A 17,203-nucleotide genomic window follows, 5' to 3' on the forward strand; every position below is an offset into this window, starting at 1 on the left:
CGTCCACAACGAGCGAACTAAAGCGGCTCACCGACCGCTGCCACCACTGCCTGGCTCGCTGTCAATTTCTCGCGTGACATCTGAATGTGATTTCTCAACCCCATTCTCGAATTTTGTATATGCCGACTGCGGGTCGCTTGGATTGACGGGCACGAAGAGCATGCGATTCCAGCTATTGAGTTTCTGCGGATTGAAGTAGATCGTTTCGGTTTTCCCATCCACTTCAGTCCGGATCGAGATTGTGCTCCATGAGTATCCAATTTTGGTTATCACCTTCGTCCCATCAATCCTAATATCATCACTGTCATCGCATCTGGCTGAAAGCACTTTCTGACCATCCGGTAGGCGAGTCACGATCTCCCCATCCCTCACCAGATAGTTCCGCGCCGCTTCCCACGTCGGGTATCCCTCGCTTACCATAAAGCTATATCGCACAAAGACGAGGAAGGCGGCAGGAACGAGAAGCGCCAATCCCAACAGGATGTAGATTACACGTCTCATTTTTTCAACGTTTGAGCGCTAGTGGCTCGGAATGGTTGTCTCAATGTAAACGCTCTGCACGCTGCAATGGTAATACATCAGCGAGAATCGGTAAAGCGCGCTTCGTGGGCGGAATTGTGTCTTGCCGCCGGGGGGGGTGAGCGCGGCACGAGTGACGCCCCCCATCAGCTGCTCATGAAGCCCCAGCCGTCCGGGATGCCTCCAAGTTTGGATGCAACGTCCGCAAGCTGAGCCTCCGTCGTGGTGATGTTGTTGTGCGAGGGGATCATTTCTCGGGTGACTACGACCTGCCAGGGCAATCCCTTTCGACCTCGGTAACGTTCAGGCTCAGAACACTCGCCCTTGGGAAGAAGAGCGGTAAATTGAGCAGCAGAATCACTCGAAGGAAAGATATGACAATAATCCACCGGACGACTCGTGATCAGGTCGCCTGCTCCTTCAGCGATGCCGAACAACACGTCACCATTCTCGTCAGATGGAAACAGTGTCTCACTCCGCCGTCCGTCCAACGAATCAGAGTCCAGTATCGCTCGCACCCGCCAGCCGGGTAGCGGTGGAGCCGCAGCGAGAATCTGAGTGATCACTGTGGAAAGGTCGTAAACTCCCTCTGCGGAAATCGGCAGGTCCTTTTTAATCTTTCTATCCTTTAATCTTACGAGGCCCGAAATTGTTCGGTCCTTCAAATTAGACGCTACTCCATGGACACGTTGAGGTCGACATAGGTTTTGCATCGGTCACAGCTGAGCACCATCGCCTCCTCAGACGCTGGAGAGGGGTTCTCGGGCCGGATCCGACATCGCTTCATTTTATCATGGCATTCAGGGCAGCGCCTTGAGGGCCAAAAATCCCAAACGAACAATGCAATGAACCCTGCGACAGCAAACGCTAGAATCACCAACACCCCCACCGCTCCAATCCGATCACTCTTTTGAAGATCTGCTCCGCAAATGAAAAGTGCGACACTACTTGAAACCAACAAAATCTTACCAACTAGCAATTTGACCCAGAAGTGCTCAAGCTCGCCAACCTTTCGATACTGTGGATCAGGATGCTTCATCATTTTTACCGAATCGCCGCTGCTCCGGCACGAACCACTCGTTGACTATTCCATAACGATTTCCCGCACCATTCTATACACCTTTCCTATTTTGAGCCAAGAGTTTCTCGTAATCTTCGATCTCAAAATCAGTCCCTTGCTCAATCCCCCATGCGCTGGAGAATCGAGAATCATCCCCCGTATCAAGTGTCCAATCGACTAGATTTCCGTGTGCGTCGAAAACATAAGCCGGAGGTCCTGATCGCAAAATAAGCGGCATCCTTACAGGCCCAAAACAAACGTAGAAATCCTCGCCGTTTTTGGTTATCTTCTGCATCGCCTGTGGCTCTGGCATCGACGCACGGTATTGACCGTAAAATGCTATTCCATCCGCGCTGCTTGATCGTGCATGAGGCACCTCACATCCGATCCATGCGCAGAGCCCCAGCAGGAACAAGGTGCTGGGGGCAGCGAGGACTCGCCAGATTTGCTTCATGGTTTCACAAAATGTTTCAATTGCATATTCCCGTTTCAACTTGTCTGCCCATCAATATTACCGTGATCAGTGCAGTTGCTCCATCAGCTGACTCGCCCAAACGCAGGTGAGGGGTGCCGAAAAAATGGTTATAGGTCCAGCCGTCCGTTTCATCCCAACTGGGAAGCAACGTGCTGAGAATCGCCTTCATCATCTTTCTTTGGATCGTTTTCATGGAATTGCACACTGACAGTCTGACCTTTGCAGGCCAATTGGGGTTCTCAATGAAGAGCGTGCAGGATCCCCCTCAAAATTCATTCCCAACAGTTTTAAAGGCAACCGCATTGTTCCGATTTTTCTCTTTCGCCTCTTTCCAGCCCCCTCTGGATTTCTTATCACAAAATTTCCGCCACTCCCAGGGGATCGATACCGGGCAGGATTCTAACAGGTTCCCATCGCTCGGAAAACCTTGAAGAATGAGCCATCCAAGGTGTATCCAATGTCGAATTCCCTATTTGGTGCGCTTTCAGGATGAATAATCATGATTATCCCGTCTTATTCTTTTTTCCCTCTTCGAATTTCAGCAGAATCGGCATGGACCCCGCATCTTCCTTTTGCCTATGACTTGGTGCGCATTCAAAATCCACGGCAGATTGTCGAACTCAGGTCGTGGAGTGGGGATGCTTTCTTTACCTTTTGTCAGTCCGTTGCAGATCATCAACTCGGCACGCGCTGTTCCGCCATTGGCCACAAGATGGATGATCCACTCCAAATCGATCAGCCAGAGCACCAACAAAATTACGCCGCGTTCGCGCGTATGCTGAAAACCGAGCCATCGAAGGCAGTTGCGGAGTTCGATGACCACACGATCGACCTGCTGCATCTCGATGGCTTTCATGCAGGTGCCACAGTAGCTGAAGACTTCGCCACGTGGTTTCCCAAAGTCCGGGAGGGCGGGGTCGTGCTTTTTCACGACATCCATGGGCAACCAGGTGAGGCCTGCCGTGATCGGGGGGCCGGACGCTTATGGAATGAAATAAAAAAATCTCATCAGACCTATTCCTTCAGCCATGGCCGTGGACTCGGCATCCTGGTAAAGGGTCACAACGATGTCATGGACTCCTGGTTGCAGGAGGTGACCCTGGGCCCGCTTGGTCACTATTATGCCAATCGCGGACTGGCCCTCAGCATGGAGGCGGAACGAAAAATGCTGGAGGCTGAAATCGAAAAGCTGCGGCAATCGCATCATCGGATGCTCAACACCATGGCCGGTGAAAACAGCCCTGGACCGCTCAAGCCCGATGACGCACGGCGGGCAATAGAGGTCGGCAGAATTTCTTCGAATCCTCAAGAGACTAAGGGAAACGCCGATGCCAGTTCGAACCACCACCGCCGCTATCTGGAAAAGGCTTTGGAGGCCACCCGGAGTGGTCGCAATCTGCTCACCGTCGTGCGCAAAAAATGGATGGGCCGGAGACTGATCTCAGACCAGGCGCTGCGCAAGATCGACCAGATGATCGAACAGGAAGAGAAAGCACTCATCCGCAAACGTCCCCTTGCGGTTTTTGAAGGTCGCAAACTCGCCATCGACCGTTGTTCGGAGGTGCTCAAGCAGGCACGAACCAAAAGATGGACCCGATGGCTGGTGCGTTCGGATGAGATGCGCAAGCTCAAACAGGCGAAACAGACGGTGGAGCGAAATCTAAAAGCATGGCAAAGCGCGGAGCGAAAGCTCCAGGCAAAGAAAGTCCCTCTGTTATTTGACGCGCGTCATTACCTTTCTCAATGGGAGGCCAAGGTTGGTCAGCAGGATCATCAAGTGACGTTGGACAATGCGCTCGAACATTACCAATCCACAGGCTGGAAAATTCAGCTCGATCCCCATCCATTGTTTCACGTGGGATGGTATCTGGGCCGGAATGCTGATGTCGCAGCCACTGGCATGGAGCCGATGCGACATTATCTCACCCAAGGCGCGAGGGAGGGCCGCTGGCCAAACCCTTTGTTTGATCCCGTTTGGTATCTGGCCAATTACCCTGAGGTCGCCAGAATGCCGATGGAACCCCTCACTCATTTCATCCAAACCGGCGCGAAGGAAGGGAGGTCGCCACACCGCAAGTTTTGTCCAGTCTGGTATTCAAAAATGTATGGATCGCAAATGGGCGACGCCGATGCCCTGACGCATTTCATCACCACCGGTTGCCAGACCGGATGCCTGCCGCTTCCTGAGTTTGAAACGCATTCCGATCGCAAGATATTCGACCGCGTCGGATTGGATGCCAAATCCATCATTCAAGCCTATGGCCATGGCGAAATCATTGATGATGTGAAGGATCAGAACTGGTGGGCTGAGTCCCACGCGGTGTTTCCACCGCCATTGGTCAAAGAACAATGCCTTGCCGATGCCGAGCAACGCTATCAATCGCTTCTATCAGGACATGAGACCATTGTGTTGCCAACTTCAGACCACCCTGAGGTCAGCATTGTCATCACCGCATTCAACAAGCCGGCGCTTCTGCTTCGATGCCTCGAATCGTTGAGCAAGCACCTTGATGGACCGAGTGAGGTGATCATCTGGGATGACGCAAGCACGGAGAACATGGATGCGCTCTACGACAAACTGTTCGGGGCCAGGGTGTTGAAGTCGAGCATCAATTTGAATTTCGTCCTCGCCAACAATGAAGCGGCAAAGCATGCCAGATCAGAGTTCCTGCTGCTGTTGAATACCGATGCCTTCGTCCGTGAAAACGCCTTGTCCAGTTCTTTGGCCTTGATCAAGAGCAACCCAAAAATCGGCATTGTTGGCGGCTGCCTCATTCTGCCTGACGGTCGCGTGCAGGAGGCGGGAAACGCGATTTGGAGCGATGCCTCCTGTGCAGGGATAGGACGCGGAATGATTCCAGATCACCCGTTCTTTGAGCAAGCCAGGGCCGTCGACTATTGTTCGGGCGCCTACTTTCTGGTGCGTCGAGAACTATGGGATGAACTGGGGGGATTCGACGTTGACCTGGCTCCAGCCTATTACGAAGAGACCGATTTTTGCCTGCGAGCTCTAGGCAAAGGTTATCTGACCGTTTACAATCCGATGGCAAAAATTGACCATTTTGAGTTTGGCACCAACGGGCAGTTAGCGGCGGTCGGGAGAATGCAACAAAACCAGCGAAGGATCTGTGACAAGCACCGTGAACTGTTGTTGGCCTGTCCAATGCCCAATGACTGGAGATCTTTTTACACCAAGCGTCGTCCAGGACAATTGCGGGTCATTTTCCTGGACGATCTGGTTCCGAGCGAATCACTGGGATCGGGCTTCCCGAGGGCACTTGCCATTCTGTCCGAGCTGGCATCTGCAGAGATGGAAGTGATCCTCTGCACTCTGGCTCAATCGTCATCGTCGGTTGAATCCCAACCGAGGCATCAGGCGCTGCGCTGGGTCACCCTCGCGACCTGCTCCAACCGGGAACAACAACGGGATCTGCTGTTGAATCTATTGCCGGATTGTGACGCGGTGCTGGTCAGCCGACCTCACAACAAACCTTTTTTGAGTTCGATCCTGGAAACGATGGCCAACGATGAGAAGTCAAAAAAGCCCATGATCATCTATGACGCGGAGGCCATCTTTGCCGAGCGTGAAGTGCTCCGGCACCGCGTCGTCTATGGCAGGGAGATGCCGCAGGATCGCGCGCGGAAGCTGGTTGAAAACGAGCTCGCCCTTGCCGAGACCTCGGACGCATTGATCGCGGTTACTCCCGCGGATCTGAAAAAATTTCAAGCCGTTGCGCCCGGCAAAAAGATGATGGTCTTGGGTCACGCAGTGTCGGCGCAGGAAGAATCCCCTCGATTCGAGGAACGCAGGGGAATGTTTTTTGTAGGTCCGATTTTGTCAGACGACACTCCCAATGCCGACGCGATCTACTGGTTTCTGGACAACGTCATCCCCTTGATTTGGAAGACCCAGTTAATTCCACTTCGCATGGCTGGTCGGGCCGTCACCCGAAGACTGTATGAATACCTTGGCGAGAACATTGTCCACCTTGGAATTGTCGACGATATTGAGCCGGAGTTTGCCAGGGCGAGAGTCTTTGTGTGCCCGACGAGGTTCGCCGCCGGAATGCCTCTTAAAATGGTGCAGGCCATGGCCAACGGTGTTCCGATTGTCTGCACAACCCTGGTCGCCACCCAGCTTACCCTGACCCATGAAGTGCATGTGTTGGTGGCGGATTCGCCAAAAGATTTTGCCCGTGCGATCTTGCGACTTCACGAAGATGAAGAGCTTTGGCGGCGGCTGCGGGATGCCTGTTTGTCGGAAGTGAAACAGAACTACAGTCCGGAGCTGCTGGCGAAAAACGTGGCGCAAATCCGCAATTGGATAAGCTCCGCAAGCATCGCTGACTCACATTCAAATCCATAGGCTCACTGACTCCATGATGATCAACAACACAGACGGCCAGGTGGATGTATGGGATGCCAAGGGATCACCAGATGCACAGGTTTTCAGCAAGGACAGTTACTGGCTTTCCAACCCGGCGGTGGAAGCCAATCATAACTTCAGGTTGACCGGGGATGAACAGGTTGATTGGATTACTTATGCGATAAAAAAATACTGCAATTCTTCCGAGACATCCAACCGCCGTGTTTTGTCGATTGGCTGTGGAAATGGCTACCTGGAGCGAAAGCTCTGGGAAATGGGAGTCTTCTCAACCTGTGACGCGTTTGATTATTCTCCGGCAAGCATCGCGCGCGCGAGGAAAGAAGCCGAAAAAGCAGCCATCCCCGCCATCAACTATTATGTGGATGACGGAAACACGGCCATGCTTCACCAGCAAAGCTATGATCTTGTGATCTTCAGCATGTCACTCCATCACATCAATGATATGGAGCATTTGCTGGGTCAGGTGGCGAACAGTTTGAAACCGGGTGGATTGATCATCGCCAATGAATATGTCGGCCCGAATCGATTCGAGTTCACCAAACGTCAGAAAGAGGTGATGGACGCCATGATCAGCTTGATCCCTCGGGAGTATCGCCTTTCGGTGAACGATCACTTCAAGGGCACTGGCGAATACCCCACCCCCTTGGAAGTAATCAAGGACGACCCGAGTGAGTCCATCCGCTCCGAAGAAATCCCAAGACTGCTCAATGAGGTGTTTGAGGTGGTGGAGACCCGGCGTGGCTCCGGAACTACACTGCAGTTTCTTCTGAATGGAATCGCCGGAAATTTTCGACCGGACAACCCGAGATCCATGCAAGTATTGAACATGCTTTTGATGATTGAAAACACCCTGCTCGACATTCATGATTTGAACGCCGATTTCATGTTGATCATCGGGAGAAATCGAGCCCCAAAGGTGGAACTCAATACCCATTCAAAAACGTGATATCCGGTGTCAGTCAATCTTCCTGCCGGAGGACTTCCATTCCCCGAGCACCTTTGGCAACAATCCATGCTCCGCTTCATGAATCCTTGCGAGCAAGGTTTCCGAAGTATCTCTTGGTAAAATAGGCACCGCTTGCTGGGCAAGTATCTCCCCGCCATCCAGGTCTTCATTGACCAGATGCACGGTGCAACCGGCCTCCGTCTCGCCCGCCTCCAATGCCTGAACCCAGGCATCGCGACCTTTGTATTTCGGCAACAACGATGGGTGGATGTTCACAATCCGATCCCGGTAAGCACTCAACACCGGCTCCTTCAACAACCGCATGAATCCCGCCAGCACCACCACCTGCACTCCATGGCGTTCCAGATGATCAAGAATCTCTTTTTGTGGTCCGGACGGTAGCCTCAGTGGATGAGTTCCCGGATCGACAAAGATCGCCGGCAACCCGGCCTCGCGAGCTTTTTCCAGAATCCGTGAATCCTCCACATCCGACATCACCACCGCGATCTCCGCATCCAGCGACCTACTTTTGATCGCCTTCAGGATCGCCTCAAAATTGCTTCCATAACCGGAGCCAAGAATCCCCAGTCTTAGCTTGTTGCTCACCGGCACATTCATGCGTTTGATCGTCGCCGTCGTCGACCTTCCCGGCACCAAGGGAAGAATGCAAATCTCCGCCCCCACCTTATCCAGCGCCGACCGTTCTTCGGCATTGAGACTCTCCACTGTGTAGTCCCCGCCTTTGCTGTAGATATGCGGTTTGATCGCTTCAATCAAGCCTGTAGCCCGCGGATCCTCAAACAACACCACCTTGTCCACACAGCCCAACGCCGCCAGCACCTCTGCCCGATCTTCTTCATGATTGATCGGACGTGTCGGCCCCTTCAAGGCCCGCGTCGACGCATCCGAGTTCATCGCAATCACCATCCCGTCCCCCAGTTCCCGCGCCTCGCGCAAATACCTTACGTGGCCGGCGTGCAGAATATCGAAACAGCCATTGGTGAACACCAGCTTTTTGCCCGCCGCATCAAGTTCGTCGCGCCAGGCGCGGACATCTTCAACAGAGGACAACCAGGAGGAAGTGGATTCGGAGTCAGGCATGTTAGTCCAGGCATCTTAGCCTGCCTTTCCCATCATACAACTTCGCGACGCTACGCCATCAAACTCGTCCGACACAGCGTTGCATACGCCCCGTCGTGGCCAAGCAATTCCTCATGCGTCCCCTGCTCAATGATCCTGCCTTTCTCAAGCACATAAATCCGGTCGGCATGCCTCACCGTGCTCAACCGATGCGCAATCACAAAACTGGTCCTGCGTTTCATCAACACATCCAACGCTGCCTGGATCTGCCGCTCCGTCTCCGTGTCGACGCTCGCCGTCGCCTCATCCAAAAGCAAAATTGGTGGGTTCCTCAACAACGCCCGAGCAATTGAAATGCGCTGCTTCTCGCCCACACTCAATTTGATGCCACGCTCGCCGACCTTGGTGTCCAGCTTGTCCGGCAAAGCCTCTACAAAATGCCGCGCATGCGCACTTTCCAAGGCGCCCCACAACTCCTCATCCGTCGCATCCCGTTTTCCGATCCGCAGATTCTCGCGCACCGTGCCGTTGAACATAAAATTCTCCTGCGTCACATAACCGATGTTCTTGCGCAACGAACTCTTGTTGATCTCATGCACCGGCACCCCGTCCAGCGTAATGACCCCCGTGTCATACTCGTAAAAGCGCGTCAGCAAATTGATCAAGGTGCTCTTGCCCGCTCCGGTTGATCCCACCAAAGCAATCGTCTGACCCGCCTTCGCCTCCAGCGTGATGTCTTTCACCGTTGGCACCTTGCCATACGAAAAATTCACTTTGTCATACACAATGTGCCCGGACACCTTGCCGATTTCGCGGCCTCCATCCACATCCTTTTCTTCTTCAGAATCCAGAATCGCAAACACCCGTTCCCCCGCACTCCGACCCGCCTGAAACAGCTGGTTCAACTGATGCAACTGCCCCGCCGGTTCATAAAAGAATCGCAACAGCAAAATCAACATCGCCAGCTCCCCCGCCTGGATCTCCTGACGATACAACGCATTGCCCCCAAACCACAGCACCAGGATAAACCCGCAGTTCCCAAGGAAATTCATTCCCGGACGATAAATCGACCACACCCGCATCACGTGCAGCGTCGCCTTGCGCAACGCCGCACTGAACTCATTGAACCGCCCCAGCTCCTCCTTCTCCATCGCATACGCCTTGATCTGACGCATCCCCGCGATGTTGTCATGAAGCAGCGAATTCATCGCCCCGCTCGCCTTGCGAACCTGCCGATGACGGTTCGCCGCCGTGAACGTATAAGCCGCCGCCCCCATCATCAAAAACGGCACCGGCACCATCGCAATCAACGCCAGCGTCGCATGCGTTTGAAACATGAACACCCCGACCACGATCAACTGCAACGTCGCGATCACCCCCTGTTCCAGCCCATCAATCAACACCCGCTCCACCGCCGGGATGTCCTCCGACACCGTCGTCATGATGTCGCCAGTTGGTTTATTGTCGAACCACCTTAGCGGCAACCTCTGCAGCCGCTCATAAAGATCGCTGCGCAGATCATAAATCACTTTCTGCTCAAAGGTGTTGTTGAGCTGGATCCGTAGCGAGTTCAAAAAATCCTGCAAAAAATACACGCCCAAGCCCAGCAAAATCAGCCCCGGCAAACGGTCCATCTGCCCCTGCGGAATCACCACGTCCAACACCTCCTGCGTGATGCGAGGAAACACTAAAATCATCAGCGTCCCCAACACCGCACAAGCCAGCTGTGCCGAAGCCATCCCAGGATACCGACGGACATAACCAAAAACTCGTAAAATCGTGCGCATAAAAAATCAGCCGCCACACCGGTCTCAATCCAATCCAGAATCAGCGGAACCATTCATTACGCACGCCAAACCCTTCCCATCGAATCATTTCCGAAACAATCACCGTCCCGAAACCCTCCCGGCAAAAATCGCCCATCCGTCCCTTGACCCACCCCGACAGCCCGTGTCTTTTCACTTTATGGAGCCCCTTTCCAGCAGCCTTTTCCGCGAGGTTCGCACCCCGGCGTTTTTCCGCGTGCTTGCCGGAAACAACGCCCGCATCTACGTGGACGTGCTGGACGCCCTCGACCAAGAATGCACCGACCGCCCCGACGGCCTGTCCCGCGAAGAAGCCGTCGCCCTCACCGAAGAAGTCCTCGCCCATCATCCCGATTTCAGCCCCGACGAAGACCTCGCCTCCCACACCCTCACCGACTTCCAAAACCTCTCCAGTCGCGAAAAATCACGCGAGATCATCGAGCACCTCACCCAATGTCGCTGGCTCGAAGAACCACCCCGTCGCGACTGGCGCCGCCGCCTCTATTTCGACCCCCACGGTGCCACCCTCATCGCTGCGCTGCGCAAGATCGCCCACCCCGACGCCGCCGTCTTCACCGACAAACTGCTCGCCGTGTGCACCGCCCTTCATCACGAAACCCAACTCATCGACACCCCCTGGCAAACCGTCGAAAACTGCCTCGACGGCACCCGTCAGGGCCTCAACGAACTGCGTGCCATGCAGAAATCCGTTCAACGGCTCACCCAACGCCAGCTCGAAGAAACCACCCTCAAAGGCAACCTCAGCGTCGTCTTCGACAACTACACCGAACAGATCGCCCACTCCTGCTACGCCGAACTCGTCCAGGCACGCCTCTCCACCCGCCTGCCCGATGCCGTGCGCCGCATCCACGACCGCCTCCTCGACGATCCCGGCACCCTTGCCGCGATGGAAAAAGAAGTTCTCCGCCGCCACGAGACCATCACCGCCGACCTCGCCCGCGCCAAAGTCCACAACGCCCTCAACGAGCTCGCCCACCTCCTTGAAATGGTCATGCCCATGGCCGATGAAATCGACCGACGCACCGCCGACTTCACCCGCCGCTCCCTCGCCCGCTTCCGCTACCTCCAGGAAATCAGCAGCGAACGTCGCGGCGAAGTCCGCGCCCTCTTCCAGCAAATCAACCGCCTCATCAACGGCAAACGTTTCTCCCAACTCTCCTCCCTGCCCGACATCCCCCCCTTTCGCCTCCCCGAAACCCGCATCCCCAACCAACGCGACTCCCTCCAACTCCCCCACCAGCGCCGCGCCCCCGCCGAACACGAAGCCCTCGACGATGAACCCACCGAAAACGAACGCCGGGCCGGCCTCGCCGACATGGAACGTTCCCTCCGCGACTCCCTCTCCGTGCGCCGCGCCAACGAATTCATCCAAAACCTCCCCGGCGGCAAAGGCAGCACCCACTCCAGCGCCGACCTCTCCTTCCCCACCCGCGACAGCGCCGCCACCGACCTCCTCGCCATCCTCCTCCACGCCGAATCCCCCGAAGCCCGCTACCGCCTCGAAGCCTCCCGTCTCGACGAATCCCACGCCGAAACCGAATTCGAATACGACCCCTTTCCCGGCGGCAAAGTCGAGCGCTTCACTCTCATCAAAAAATCATGATCGATCCCGCCCCTTTCCCAGCGCCCTCGCCCGCCCCGGCAGCGCCCGGTCCCACCCTCTTTCCTCACCTCACTGAGGCCGATCAAACCCAGCTCAGCGAAGCCCTCCAGGAACTCCTCGCCCACGGCTCCATCCTCGGCTCCGAAAAAAGCCAGTCCGCCCTCTATCACTGGAGCCGCCAAAACTTCGACCTCCTCCGCCAAACCGCCGCGCTCATCGGACTCGAAACCGCCATCCTTCACGAAGACCGCCTCGTCCAGGCCCTCCCACGCGTCCCCAGTCTCCAGCTCAACCTCACCAAAGACGCCACCATCATCTGGCTCGCCCTCTGGTATGTCGCCGACCAATGCTGGCGCGACGAAGGCCAGCCCAGCGCCCGACTCACCGTCGGCGAACTCAACGGCGTTCTCAAAGACACCCTCCTCCCCGACCTCAACGGCCTCCCCCCGCAAGGTCGCCTCCGCGAAATCCTCCGCCAGGCCGCCCGCTATCACCTCATCCACTTCCATCCCACCGAACCTTTCGAAGAATCCGGCATCGAAGTCCTTCAAACCATCCGCCGCGTCATCCCCTTCCAGGACCTCGCCGACTGGACCGAAACCGCCGCCCGCTTCCACCGCGACCCCGACTCCGCGCTCGAAACCGAAAACGAAAACGAAACTGACTCCGACTCCGACTCCGACAACTCCTCCGAAGACACCCAATCATGACCAGCAGCCGCGCCATCCGCCTCTCCAAAATCCACGCGCTCAACTGGTATGGCTATCAGGACAGCCTCCCCGTCGAAGGCAACCTCGTCCTCGCCGGCGTCACCGGTTCCGGCAAATCCATTCTCATGGACCTCGTCATGCTCGTCCTCGTCGGCCCCGAACGCGCCCGCCACCACTTCAACCGCAGCGCCACCGGCTCCCAAAGCGACCGCACCCTCAAAAGCTACTGCCTCCTCGACACCAAACGCGAAGAAAACGGCCAGCCCCAATATTATCGCGACAAAGGCGGCATTACCTACATCGCCCTCGAATTCACCTGGCCCGACAGCGACCGCATCGAAACCTGGGGCCTTCGACTCGAATTCCGCAGCACCGCCGAAAACGACGGCTCCATCAAACCCTTCTTCTGCAACGGCTCCCTCGACCGCGACGACTTCCTCGAACCTTTTCTCGGCGAAACCAAAAAACGCCCCCTCGACCTCCCCACCTTCACCGCCCTCATCGAATCCCGCAGCGGCCGCACCTTCGCCTCCACCCGCGAATACACCCGCGACATGGCCAACGCCGCCCACCTTAACTTCAATCGTGACGTGCTCGACCGGCTGCTCCCCAGCGCCATGTCCTTCACCAACCTCAAAAGCTTCGACGACTTCTGCCGCCGCTTCGTCCTCCCCGGCGAAGCCGTCCCCGTCGACGACGTCACCTCCAGCTACCGCGACTTCCTCTCCTACAACCGCGAACTCGCCGACCTCCGCCGCCAGCTCGAACACCTCCACCACATCCACTCCCTCTCCACCCAGCTTCAGCAAGCCGAGCGCGACCGCGACGTCGCCCGCTACCTCCACGCCGAAGTCACCCTCGAACACGCCCGCAATCTCACCGCCACCACCCAAAAACGCATCACCCAGCTCCAGGCCGAAGACGCCGAGACCAGCACCCGCATGGCCGAGCTCGTCGCCAAAATCGAACACGGCAAATCCGAACGCGAACGCCTCCTCAGCCTCCTCAACGAATCCGAAGACGGTCGCACCTACCTCTACATCAAAGGCGAAGTCCAAAACCTCGAAAGCAAAGTCACCACCCTGCGCAGCCTTGCCCAACGCGTCGAGGATCGCCTCGCCCAGCGCATCGACATGGCCAACAGCTGGCTCCAACAAGTCCGCAACGCCAGCAACCGCACCCCCCTCAACACCCACGACCTCGAAAACGCCATCAAGCGCCTCGAAAGCTGCGAAACCAACGCCACCTACACCGCCCTCGCCCACCTCCGCGACATCGCCACCCAGCTCAACGCCTCCCTCCGCCAATCCTTCAACGCCGAAGCCACCGAACTCGCCAACCACCGCAAAAAAGCCGACACCCTCGACGAACAAATCAAATCCCTCAAACACGGCCTCCCGCCCATCCGCCAACCCCTCTTCAATACCCTCAACGATTCCCTCCCCCGCCTCCCCGGTCGCAACCCCGCCCACACCCTCCGCGAACTCTGTGAAGTCACCGATGAAACCTGGCGCGAAGCCCTCGAAGTCGTCTTCACCGAAAAATTCGCCATCATCGTCGATGCCGAACATCACCCCGAAGCCCTGCGCCTCTATCACCAGCTCAAACCCTCCGTCCAAACCAAAGATGCCGCCCTCGAATCCCTCATCCACCCCACCCACCTCCTCACCCTCCCCAAAGAAACCCTTCCCGGCTCGCTCGCCGAAAAAATCGAAACCACCAACCCCATCGCCCGCGCCCTCATCGACCACCTCTTCGGTCGCATGATCTGCTGCACCGACCTCGCCGACTTCCTCCAACAACCCGGCGACGCCATCCTCCCCAACGGCCTCGCCACCCGCGCCGCCCTCACCCAACGCGCCAGCCACTACGACGGCACCCCCTTCATCGGCAAACGCGGCCTCCAGCGCCAGCTCGAAATCAAAACCGTCCAGCGCCGCGAAGTCGAAGCCGGCATCCGCCGACTCGAACCCATCGAAGACGCCATCAACAAAATTGCCAGCAGCCTCAACCAGCAAATCCCCGACCCCGCCAGCATGGCCCAGGATCTCACCCGCCTCGAAGAACTCCCCGAACTCGAACAACAACTCACCGCCAAACAACGCGACCTTAGCGACATCAACACCGCCGAATTCGACTCCTTCGCCCAACAAGCCGAAGAATGGCGCACCCAGCTCAATACCCTCGACAGCCAACGCCTCGACCTCGCCACCCAAAGCAAAAGCCGCGAAATCCGCGCCCAGCAGGAAATCCTCACCACCCGCCAAAAAGACGTCGACGACGCCGAAGAAACCTTCACCCACATCAAAATCCAGCTCGACATCTCCCTCCACCTCGAGCGCCTCCGCGAATGGCGCGACACCATGCGCCAGCAGTTTCCCGCCCTCGAAATCCAGGCCCGCGATTTCGAAAAAGCCCGCCAGCAAAACGCCGAAAACGCCATTCGTTTTGAAGGCGACCTCAAACAAGGCATGACCGCCTTCAAAGCCGAGTTCAGCCCTCGCTTCGACGACTTCCCCGACGACGGCCGCCACACCGCCCCCTACACCAACCTCCTCGACCGCATCGGCGACGCCGACATCCCCTCCTACGAACAAAAAGCTCAGGCTGAACGCAAAAACTGGGAGCACCTCTTCCGCACGCAGGTCCTCAGCCGCATGCACGCCGCCCTCAAAAACGTCGAAAACATCATCGCCCTCCTCAACCAGCAACTCAAACGCCCCATCGGCCGCGACCGCTACAAAATCGAGCGCCACCCCAACCCTGAATACAAATTCTATCGCGACCTCATCGACCTCAACTCCCTCCGCGACCAAGACGACCTCTTCTTCGCCAGCGTCACCGGCGAACTGCGCGACGCCCTCGACCTCTTCCTCGACACCCTCGTCAACAAAGCCAACACCCCCGAAGCCTCCCGCCTCCTCGACTACCGCCAATACTACGACTACAAACTCCTCTCCTCCGACATCAACAACCCCGAAGCCAAGCCCATCGACGTCGACAAACAAAGCGGCAAAATGAGCGGTGGCGAAAACCAAAGCCCCTACTTCGTCGCCATCCTCGCCAGCTACCTTCACGCCTACAACCGCCACGAAAAACGCTGGAAAGAACCGTCCCTCGCTCTCGTCCCCATCGACGAAGCCTTCTCCAAACTCAGCGGCGAACGCATCCAGGACTGCATCACCGCCGTCGGCGAACTCGACCTCCAGGGTCTCTTCTCCATGTCCAGCGGCAACATCCCTTACGCCTTCCAGCTCTGCGACGAATTGATCGTCATCACCAAACGCGAAGACCGGCTCGCTGGCAAAACCCGCATCCGCAACGTCCCCAGCATCCTTCTTCGCGACACCCCGGAAGGCCAGCAATGGATGCAAAAACATGGCGCTTAACACCTCCATCCTTCAAACCCTCGCCCGCCTCTACGCCGCCTCCCAGGCCGGACGCACGGGCCAGTCAACCACCGACTATCTCTGCGACTATCTCGCCCTCCTCAAAGCCGCCCAAGCCACCGATGGCGACGCACTTGTCCAAGCCAAAACCGACCTCCTCGACGCCGAACAAATTTCCCAAGGCGCCCTCAAGCTCGACCGCCATCCTCGTGACGCCCAACTCATCCACCGTGTCCGACTCCACGCCCAACTCGGCGAACCCTGGCTCTTCAACCGCCTCCAACAAACCAGCCCCACCACCCACCGGCAAAACCTCGCCAGCCAGTTCCTCACCGCTGCTCAAAACGCCGTTCCAACCCATTGGCAAACCCGCTGGATCAACTGGTGTCAGCAACTCGCCAACGCCGCCCTCACCGGCCAGTCCATCGCCCCCCTCTCCAAAAACAAAGATGACCTCCCCCTCAACCAGGAAATTCTGCTTACCCTTCAAGCCCTCCTCGCCTGGCCCGGCGAATCCCTCCGCCGCTTCGCCAGTTGTGTCATCTGCGGCAACTCCAAACGCCTCGAAGAACTTTCCTCCAAACTCAACACCGCCCTCACCCAACTCCACGGCGCTCCCTTCACTCTCGAACAACTCGGCATCCGCGAAAATCCCCGCAGCGTGTTGATCCACGGCCCCCTGCAACTCCACCTGCCCAACGGCATTCTCGATGCCACCCTGCTGCAAGGCCCCATCCGACTCTCCGCCACCGACCTGCAAAACGCCACCACCCTACAAACCCCCGCCCTTCGTTGCCTCACCGTCGAAAACGAAACCACCTTTCACGAACTCGCCAAACTCCAAAGCAACACCCTCCTCATCCAAACCAGCTACCCAGGCAGCGCCGTCATCACCCTTTTCAAACTCCTGCCCCCCAACCTCCCCTGCTGGCACTTCGGTGACACCGATCCCTCCGGCTTCGACATCCTGCGCGATCTCCGCCAGCGCACCCAGCGCGAAATCCAACCCCTTCACATGCAGTTTCGCGACCACCCCGCGTCAAACCCACTCACCCCAGACGAGTGCAGTCAGCTCACCCGCCTCGCTGCCGACCCGCTGATGGCCGACCTCCACCACGAAATCCAAGCCCAGTTGCAAGCCAACCGCAAAGGCTCCTTTGAACAAGAAAGCCTCGGCTGGCCTCAACCTCAGTGGCCGTTCTATTAAA

12 protein-coding genes are annotated in these 17,203 nt (G+C 57.0%); 6 read left to right on the top strand and 6 right to left on the bottom strand.

The genetic code is table 11. The annotated features are described in order from the left end of the window. Window positions 1-27: 27 nt before the first annotated feature. The 4 genes from FEM03_RS13495 to FEM03_RS13510 form a co-directional block, all read right to left on the bottom strand. Window positions 28-501 (bottom strand): hypothetical protein, encoded by a 474-nt coding sequence (locus FEM03_RS13495; RefSeq protein ID WP_138086801.1) that lies wholly within the window; start codon window positions 499-501, stop codon window positions 28-30. 164 nt (window positions 502-665) lie between these two features. Then, entirely contained in the window at window positions 666-1,085 is a 420-nt protein-coding gene (locus FEM03_RS13500; protein WP_206170999.1) for a ribonuclease E inhibitor RraB, read from the bottom strand. Between the two features lie 546 nt (window positions 1,086-1,631). After that, the gene (locus FEM03_RS13505; protein ID WP_138086803.1) at window positions 1,632-2,033 is read right to left on the bottom strand and encodes a hypothetical protein; all 402 of its coding nucleotides are present in this window, start codon (window positions 2,031-2,033) and stop codon (window positions 1,632-1,634) included. A 16-nt stretch (window positions 2,034-2,049) separates the two neighbouring features. Beyond that, complete coding sequence (locus tag FEM03_RS13510; protein ID WP_138086804.1) at window positions 2,050-2,247, bottom strand: hypothetical protein; 198 nt, start codon at window positions 2,245-2,247, stop codon at window positions 2,050-2,052. Window positions 2,248-2,553: 306 nt separating this feature from the next. On the opposite strand from FEM03_RS13510, the gene FEM03_RS13515 reads away from it, so the two are divergent. Beyond that, on the top strand, window positions 2,554-6,420 hold the full coding sequence (locus FEM03_RS13515; protein ID WP_138086805.1) for a glycosyltransferase: 3,867 nt from the start codon (window positions 2,554-2,556) through the stop codon (window positions 6,418-6,420). A gap of 13 nt (window positions 6,421-6,433) precedes the next feature. Continuing rightward, window positions 6,434-7,387, top strand: a complete 954-nt coding sequence (locus tag FEM03_RS13520) for a class I SAM-dependent methyltransferase (RefSeq protein ID WP_138086806.1) — start codon at window positions 6,434-6,436, stop codon at window positions 7,385-7,387. A 9-nt stretch (window positions 7,388-7,396) separates the two neighbouring features. Here the strand turns inward: FEM03_RS13520 and purN are convergent, their stop codons facing one another. Continuing rightward, window positions 7,397-8,488, bottom strand: a complete 1,092-nt coding sequence (gene purN / locus FEM03_RS25180) for a phosphoribosylglycinamide formyltransferase (protein WP_240772782.1) — start codon at window positions 8,486-8,488, stop codon at window positions 7,397-7,399. A gap of 50 nt (window positions 8,489-8,538) precedes the next feature. Next, entirely contained in the window at window positions 8,539-10,254 is a 1,716-nt protein-coding gene (locus FEM03_RS13535) for an ABC transporter ATP-binding protein (protein ID WP_138086807.1), read from the bottom strand. Window positions 10,255-10,432: 178 nt separating this feature from the next. On the opposite strand from FEM03_RS13535, the gene FEM03_RS13540 reads away from it, so the two are divergent. Genes FEM03_RS13540 through FEM03_RS13555 form a run of 4 tightly spaced genes read left to right on the top strand, consistent with a single transcriptional unit; the run spans window position 10,433 to window position 17,202 of the window. Continuing rightward, window positions 10,433-11,896 carry a Wadjet anti-phage system protein JetA family protein gene (locus FEM03_RS13540; RefSeq protein WP_138086808.1) on the top strand — a complete coding sequence of 488 codons (1,464 nt, stop codon included), beginning with the start codon at window positions 10,433-10,435 and terminating at the stop codon, window positions 11,894-11,896. Next, complete coding sequence (locus FEM03_RS13545; protein ID WP_138086809.1) at window positions 11,893-12,606, top strand: DUF4194 domain-containing protein; 714 nt, start codon at window positions 11,893-11,895, stop codon at window positions 12,604-12,606. Before FEM03_RS13540 ends, FEM03_RS13545 begins: the two co-directional genes overlap by 4 nt. Then, window positions 12,603-15,995: an SbcC/MukB-like Walker B domain-containing protein gene (locus tag FEM03_RS13550; protein ID WP_138086810.1), complete on the top strand. Its 3,393-nt coding sequence runs from the start codon at window positions 12,603-12,605 to the stop codon at window positions 15,993-15,995. The genes FEM03_RS13545 and FEM03_RS13550 overlap by 4 nt, the downstream gene beginning before the upstream one ends. Further along, entirely contained in the window at window positions 15,985-17,202 is a 1,218-nt protein-coding gene (locus FEM03_RS13555; protein WP_138086811.1) for a Wadjet anti-phage system protein JetD domain-containing protein, read from the top strand. The genes FEM03_RS13550 and FEM03_RS13555 overlap by 11 nt, the downstream gene beginning before the upstream one ends. Window position 17,203 lies beyond the last annotated feature (1 nt).

Source organism: Phragmitibacter flavus (assembly GCF_005780165.1).
Classification (GTDB): domain Bacteria; phylum Verrucomicrobiota; class Verrucomicrobiia; order Verrucomicrobiales; family Verrucomicrobiaceae; genus Phragmitibacter; species Phragmitibacter flavus.

Bases quoted from the DNA above. Each gene is read 5' to 3' on its own strand.
- FEM03_RS13545 (WP_138086809.1), top strand. From the start codon at position 11,893: ATGATCGATCCCGCCCCTTTCCCAGCGCCCTCGCCCGCCCCGGCAGCG.
- FEM03_RS13540 (WP_138086808.1), top strand. From the start codon at position 10,433: ATGGAGCCCCTTTCCAGCAGCCTTTTCCGCGAGGTTCGCACCCCGGCG.
- FEM03_RS13510 (WP_138086804.1), bottom strand. From the start codon at position 2,247: ATGAAAACGATCCAAAGAAAGATGATGAAGGCGATTCTCAGCACGTTG.
- FEM03_RS13515 (WP_138086805.1), top strand. From the start codon at position 2,554: ATGATTATCCCGTCTTATTCTTTTTTCCCTCTTCGAATTTCAGCAGAA.
- FEM03_RS13505 (WP_138086803.1), bottom strand. From the start codon at position 2,033: ATGAAGCAAATCTGGCGAGTCCTCGCTGCCCCCAGCACCTTGTTCCTG.
- purN (WP_240772782.1), bottom strand. From the start codon at position 8,488: ATGCCTGACTCCGAATCCACTTCCTCCTGGTTGTCCTCTGTTGAAGAT.
- FEM03_RS13550 (WP_138086810.1), top strand. From the start codon at position 12,603: ATGACCAGCAGCCGCGCCATCCGCCTCTCCAAAATCCACGCGCTCAAC.
- FEM03_RS13555 (WP_138086811.1), top strand. From the start codon at position 15,985: ATGGCGCTTAACACCTCCATCCTTCAAACCCTCGCCCGCCTCTACGCC.
- FEM03_RS13495 (WP_138086801.1), bottom strand. From the start codon at position 501: ATGAGACGTGTAATCTACATCCTGTTGGGATTGGCGCTTCTCGTTCCT.
- FEM03_RS13520 (WP_138086806.1), top strand. From the start codon at position 6,434: ATGATGATCAACAACACAGACGGCCAGGTGGATGTATGGGATGCCAAG.
- FEM03_RS13535 (WP_138086807.1), bottom strand. From the start codon at position 10,254: ATGCGCACGATTTTACGAGTTTTTGGTTATGTCCGTCGGTATCCTGGG.